Origin of the sequence: Mesorhizobium sp. M4B.F.Ca.ET.089.01.1.1 (assembly GCF_004022605.1) — a bacterium.
GTDB classification, from domain to species: domain Bacteria; phylum Pseudomonadota; class Alphaproteobacteria; order Rhizobiales; family Rhizobiaceae; genus Mesorhizobium; species Mesorhizobium abyssinicae.
This window is the reverse complement of the sequence record NZ_RZOS01000846.1, coordinates 1-1,294: the sequence shown is the minus strand read 5'-3', so window position 1 is coordinate 1,294 and position 1,294 is coordinate 1. Positions and strand designations below refer to the sequence as shown.

Below are 1,294 nucleotides of genomic sequence, written 5' to 3'. Positions count from 1 at the left end.
CCGCTTCCTCGACCAGCGTGCCCGGGCTGAGCAGCCGGGCGTCGTCGAGCAAAGCGAGGGCCGCCGCCGGCTGGTCGGTGGCGAGCAGCGAGCCCTTGACCAGCGCAAGGAAGGCGCCGAGGTCGGCGGGCAGCGCCATCGGATCGATCGGCCTCAGCGTTTCGATCGCCTCGGCCGGACGGCCGTTCAGGTAGCTGATGATGCCCTTGGCGACGGCCAGGCTCCGCGGGTCGGTCTCGGCGCGCGAGGCGGCTGCCTCGACAGTCACGGGATTGCCGCCGCTCATGCCGTAGACGAGCAGGGCGCGAAAGTTCTTCGGTTCCTTGAAATCCCCGGCATCGGCGGCGCGCAGGCGCGCATCGGTCATTTCGAGCAGCTTGGCCTGCATCGGCAGCGCCGCGTGGTCGCCGGCGGCGATGCGGTCCTGCACGAGCTGTAGCGAGCGCACCAGCTGGTAGGGTTGCAGGGCCTCGTCGGCAAAGCTCGCCGACGGCGCTGCGGCGCTCAGCAGCAGAAGGCCGACGGCGCGGCCGATGACGGTCGCAGCTTTCATCCGCCGGTCGCCATCAGAATCTCGATACGCCGGTTGGCGGCCGCCAGCGGATCGGCCGGATCCTTCGGCTGGCGGTCGGCGAAGCCAGCGACCTCGGTGATGCGGCGCTCGTCCACGCCGCCGCGCACCAGCATGTAGTAGGCCGAATGGGCGCGCGCGGTGGACAGGCGCCAATTGTCGTAGGTGTCGCTTCGGAACGGCCGTGAATCGGTATGGCCGTTGATGCTGATCGTGCCCTTCTGGCTGTTGACGATATGGCCGATCTTTTCCATCGCCAGCACCAGCTCGCGGCGCGGCAAGGCCGAGCCGATCTCGAACATGCCGAAATCCAACTGGTCGGTGATCGAGATGACGACGCCCTTGTCGGTCGCCTCGACCGAGACGCCGTCATGCAGCTTGTCGCCCGGCTTGAAAGCTTCGGCCAGCTGCTGCTTGACCTCGGCCGCGGCCTGGACCGTGGCGGCGCTCGGCGCCTTTTCGCCGACATCTGGTTTTGCCGCCGCTTCGGCCTTCGCGGCTTCCGGCTTTGCGGTCTCGGCCTTCTCGCCGTTGGCGGTTTCGCTTGTCACTGTTTCGCTTTTTGCAGCTTCGCCCTTGGCGGCCTCGGCCTTGGCGGCTTCGCCCTTCGCGGCTTCGGCCTTTGCCGTCTCCGGCTTGGCATCCGCCTTGTCGGGCGCCCCCTTCGCCAGCGGCTCGAGCGGCGCGTCGATGACCGGCGGCGCCGGCGGCACGGCCTTGACC

1 protein-coding gene and 1 pseudogene are annotated in these 1,294 nt (G+C 68.9%); both read right to left on the bottom strand.

Annotated elements, in window-relative coordinates; all coding sequences use genetic code 11:
- A pseudogene (locus EN780_RS34450) lies at window positions 1-553 on the bottom strand (chemotaxis protein MotC); the annotation flags it as partial.
- Window positions 550-1,294, bottom strand: a 745-nt coding sequence (locus EN780_RS34445; protein ID WP_145971034.1) for an OmpA family protein, incomplete at its 5' end; no start/stop codon positions are given. The pseudogene EN780_RS34450 and the gene EN780_RS34445, both read right to left, overlap by 4 nt.